The sequence below is a fragment of the Polaribacter sp. BAL334 genome, from assembly GCF_015767435.1.
In the GTDB taxonomy this organism is placed as follows: domain Bacteria; phylum Bacteroidota; class Bacteroidia; order Flavobacteriales; family Flavobacteriaceae; genus Polaribacter.
Genome location: NZ_JADWOV010000194.1, coordinates 1 through 4,518, shown reverse-complemented (window position 1 = coordinate 4,518; position 4,518 = coordinate 1). Strand labels below are relative to the sequence as shown.

Below are 4,518 nucleotides of genomic sequence, written 5' to 3'. Positions count from 1 at the left end.
TTTATAAGAGAGTTTTTAGTTATTAATTCAAAGATAAAAGATTTTTTAAAACACTACCTTAATTTTTGTCTAAATCATAACACTTTTTGCTGACGATTTACAACGATTTACATTTTTGTTTTGGGAAATAATCCGTTTGAATTTTGAAATAATTGGCTATCAATAGTTATTAGAACGGTTAGCCATGATAGTTTCATGTAAATTGTGGGGATAATAATTAAATAAAAAACCATAACTAATTGAATGTCAATTGTTAGGGTTTTAAGGTCGCGGAGAAAGCGGAAGCAATAAAGTAAGACCATTAGAGAAAGATTGGGTGCTTAAAGTTAAAAAGAACTGTGATGAACAAGGTATCCCATTTTTCTTTAAGCAATGGGGTAAAATCAGAAACAACCCTAACCCTTATGATCCTACAATACATCAGGAGCATAAATATCACGCCAAAGGAGGGTCTCAAATAGACGGAAAAATATACTGGACTAATCCAACGGTAGAAGATGATTCAATGGCTACAATCACTCTATTTGATAATGAATACCTTGTCATAGATGATTTTCAGGATTTAAAAACAATCTGGGAACTGAAATCATACTTGCCTTTTATGGATAAAGAGCTTTATACACAACTAAAGCAAGACATCAGAAAGAATGGATTAAATGATCCAATATTATACTTCACAACACCAAACGGAGATAAACTAGTTATTGAAGGACATACAAGGCTTAAAGCTTGCATTAAACTGAATAAAAAGAAAATACCAACAAAAGAGGTAAAGGAAGAATTTCAAAGCCTTGATGATATTAAATTATGGATGGTAAAGCATCAGTTTCAAAGAAGAAATCTATCACAAATTGAAAAAATCAAACTCGCATACCTTTCTAAAGAAACCATAGAAAAAACGGCAATAGCTAACCTTTCAAAAGGTGGTAAAAAACTGGAATATCCACATCGATTGATACTACACTTGAATTAGCTAAAATTGCTGGTGTTGGAAGAACAACTATTACTCGATATAACACTGTTATTGAAAAAGTATCTAAACAACTTGTTCGTAAAATGGATAATGGTCACATATCTATTTCAGCTGCATGTAGCATTGCAAAAAAGATTTCAGCTGCAAAACCAAAAATTAAATCTAGCTCTAAAGCTTCGATTGCAATTAAAATGTATGATACTATTAAGCAGGCAGAAGATGATTTTAAAACTGGAACAATTGAGGGTATATTGATTGTTATAGAAGAAAGTCAAATCGAGTTATGTACTTCCAAACAAAAAAATAAATTTGGATTCTGCATAGTGAACTAAGTTATCTTAGTTAGCCTTTGACCAAAAGGTTTAAGGTATGTTTTAATTTCTGCTAAATATTATTGATGTTACTTTTCTCACATAACCCATATCCAAGTATCTCTGCAATTAACTATATTTACTCACTAGAATATTTTACAAGATCCAAATCTTTAATAAGCAGTAATAAAATATGATCACAGGAGAATTAAAATCACAAGTAGATAAAATATGGGAGTCCTTCTGGACAGGTGGAGTATCTAATCCACTTACAGTAATTGAACAGTTTACCTACTTACTATTCATACGCAGATTGGATGAAACACAGTTGCTAGAAGAGAAAAAAGCAGCTATGATTAAGAAACCAGTAGCTAACATCATCTTTACACCTGAGCAGCAAGAATTGCGTTGGAACTCTTTTAAAAACAAAGAGCCACAAGCTATGTTTGACTTGTTTACACGAGCTACTGTTGGTGGAATATCAGTATTTGACCACATGAAACAAGTGGGTACTGAAAATGGAGTATTTGCTCAATACATGAGTGGCGCTACCTTTATGATTCCTACTCCAAGATTGTTGGATCAAGTAGTTCAATTGATTGATAAAATCAAAATGGAAGATAGAGATACCAAAGGAGATACCTACGAGTACTTACTTTCTAAGATTGCTACTGCAGGAACCAATGGTCAGTTTAGAACACCAAGACATATCATTAGAATGATGGTAGATATGGTTCAACCTACTAAGGAAGATACTATTTGTGATCCTTCTGCAGGTACTGCAGGATTCTTAGTTTCTGCAGGAGAATACATCCACCAAAACCATCCCGATTGGTTTCATGATAAAGGATTTAGAGAACACTACAACAGTGACATGTTCACAGGTATTGAATTTGACAATACCATGTTGCGCATTGGTGCAATGAACTTGCAGTTGCATGGTATAGAAAGTCCTAATTTGATTGGTAAAGACGCGTTGAGTGAAAGCAATGCTGATGTACGTGATAGATTCTCATTGATACTTGCCAATCCACCTTTTAAAGGAAGCTTGGATTATGATGGTGTAGAAACATCAATACTCAAAATGGTGAAGTCTAAGAAGACAGAATTACTGTTCTTAGGTTTGATGTTGCGTATGATGAAAACAGGTGGTAGATGCGCTGTAATTGTGCCTGATGGGGTACTATTTGGATCTTCTAATGCTCACAAACAGATTAGACAAGAGATTATTGAAAACCACAAGTTAGATGCTGTAATTTCTATGCCAAGTGGGGTATTCAAACCCTATGCAGGAGTAAGTACAGCAGTCTTGTTTTTTACTAAAACAGGAACTGGTGGCACAGATAAAGTATGGTTCTATGACATGCAAGCAGATGGGTATACTTTAGATGACAAACGTGCTGAAACTAAAGATAATGACATACAAGACATTGTTTCAAGATACCATAACCTCACTGCAGAAGCAAATAGAAAGCGTACTGATAGAAGTTTCTTAGTTCCTTTTGCAGACATACAAGCCAATGACTGGGATTTGTCTATCAACAGATACAAGGAAGTAGTATATGATGAAGTGACGTATGCACAACCATCCGTGATTATACAGGACATCAAAAATCTTCAAGAAGAGAATAAGCAACAATTACTAATCTTAGAAGAGTTGTTGAAATGAAATTTATAACTATTGATGAAGTTGCAACTGTTGTAAGAGGTTCTTCTCCAAGACCACAGGGTGATGTAAGATATTATGGTGGGAACGTTCCAAGATTAATGGTTTCTGATGTCACCAGAGATGGGATGTATGTTACACCAAAGATTGACTTTCTAACTGAAGAAGGTGCAACTAAAAGTAGACCAATGAAAAAAGGAGACTTTATTATTGCAGTTAGTGGTGATCCAGGTGAACCTTGTATATTGACAGTAGATGCATGTATTCATGATGGATTTGTTGGGTTTAGAAACTTAGATGTATCAAAAGTATTCACGCCATATCTTTATAGATTTTTTAAATACAACAAATTAAAAAGTAAGTCACAAGCAGTAGGAGCAATTTATAAGAATCTTAATACTGATCAGATTAAAGGAATACAAATCCCTCTACCCTCACTCCAACAACAACAGAAAATTGCCAACATACTGGATGCTGCAGATGCTTTAAGACAGAATGACAAAGCATTAATTGCAAAGTATGACGAACTCACACAAGCTTTGTTTTTGGATATGTTTGGGGATCCTGTGAGTAATCCTAAAGGGTGGGAGAAAAAAAGGGTATTTGAAATTTCTAAATCTCTTTTTGCAGGAGGAGATGTACCAAAAGACCGTTTTTCAAAAGAATTAAATGAGAAGTATAATGTTCCAATATATTCTAATGGATTAGGTGAAAATGCTTTGTATGGATTTACAAATATAAATAAAGTAAAGGAAGATAGTATTACTATGTCCGCGAGAGGAACTATTGGATTTCCTGAGATAAGAAAAACTCCATTTTTTCCAATAATAAGATTAATTGTGATTACACCATATACAGAGATGGTTTTACTAAATTATTTAAAAATTGCTCTCTCATTTTTAGAGTTTAGAAAAGGTGGCTCCTCCATTCCTCAATTGACAGTTCCAATGATCAAAGATAAAGAGATTTTGATACCATCAATTGAATTACAAAACCAATTTGCAAAGCGAGTGGCAGTAATAGAAGAACAAAAAGCCATTGCACAAAAGAGTTTAGAGCAATCAGAGAGTTTGTTTAATAGCCTTTTGCAAAAGGCGTTTAAAGGGGAGTTGGTATGAAGAATTTTTATTTACTACTGATGGTATGCTCAGTGTTAGTTTCTTGTAATAAAGATACTGATGGAGATAAGGTAAATGATAAAGAGGATAAATGTCCTGATACTTTTGGATTGGTTGAGTTTAAAGGCTGTCCTGATTCTGATGAGGATGGTGTTCCTGATCCTGATGATGATTGTCCTGATGATTTTGGATTAGAAGAATTTAATGGATGCCCTGATACTGATGAAGATGGTATTCCAGATAAAGATGATGATTGTCCAGACGAGTATGGATATGAAAGATATGATGGCTGTCCAAATAATGACAATATGCAGTTGTTGGTTTCTGAATGTCTTGATCCTTTTGATGTTACTGATGAAGAAATTATTTCAATTTTACAAGAACGAAATTTATCTCTTGATGAAACGATAAATTACAAAATGTGCAATTTATTACATGAAAGAATAAGGT

General features: G+C 33.8%; 4 protein-coding genes and 2 pseudogenes. All 6 read left to right on the top strand.

Features of this window, described 5'->3' with window-relative positions:
- Positions 1-283: 283 nt before the first annotated feature.
- A pseudogene (locus IU405_RS15745) lies at positions 284-463 on the top strand (DUF5131 family protein); the annotation flags it as partial.
- Between the two features lie 42 nt (positions 464-505).
- On the top strand, positions 506-973 hold the full coding sequence (locus IU405_RS15590) for a ParB/RepB/Spo0J family partition protein (protein ID WP_317193334.1): 468 nt from the start codon (positions 506-508) through the stop codon (positions 971-973).
- A gap of 83 nt (positions 974-1,056) precedes the next feature.
- Positions 1,057-1,305: a hypothetical protein gene (locus tag IU405_RS01040; RefSeq protein ID WP_197436774.1), complete on the top strand. Its 249-nt coding sequence runs from the start codon at positions 1,057-1,059 to the stop codon at positions 1,303-1,305.
- Between the two features lie 172 nt (positions 1,306-1,477).
- Positions 1,478-2,953 carry a class I SAM-dependent DNA methyltransferase gene (locus IU405_RS01035; protein ID WP_197436773.1) on the top strand — a complete coding sequence of 492 codons (1,476 nt, stop codon included), beginning with the start codon at positions 1,478-1,480 and terminating at the stop codon, positions 2,951-2,953.
- Positions 2,950-4,068 (top strand): restriction endonuclease subunit S, encoded by a 1,119-nt coding sequence (locus tag IU405_RS01030; RefSeq protein WP_197436772.1) that lies wholly within the window; start codon positions 2,950-2,952, stop codon positions 4,066-4,068. The genes IU405_RS01035 and IU405_RS01030 overlap by 4 nt, the downstream gene beginning before the upstream one ends.
- Before the next feature lie 50 nt (positions 4,069-4,118).
- Positions 4,119-4,373: pseudogene (locus IU405_RS15585) on the top strand (OmpA family protein); the annotation flags it as partial.
- Between the last annotated feature and the right edge of the window lie 145 nt (positions 4,374-4,518).

Coding starts and splice junctions, on each gene's coding strand:
- IU405_RS01030 (WP_197436772.1), top strand. CDS start 2,950: ATGAAATTTATAACTATTGATGAAGTTGCAACTGTTGTAAGAGGTTCT.
- IU405_RS15590 (WP_317193334.1), top strand. CDS start 506: ATGGCTACAATCACTCTATTTGATAATGAATACCTTGTCATAGATGAT.
- IU405_RS01040 (WP_197436774.1), top strand. CDS start 1,057: ATGGATAATGGTCACATATCTATTTCAGCTGCATGTAGCATTGCAAAA.
- IU405_RS01035 (WP_197436773.1), top strand. CDS start 1,478: ATGATCACAGGAGAATTAAAATCACAAGTAGATAAAATATGGGAGTCC.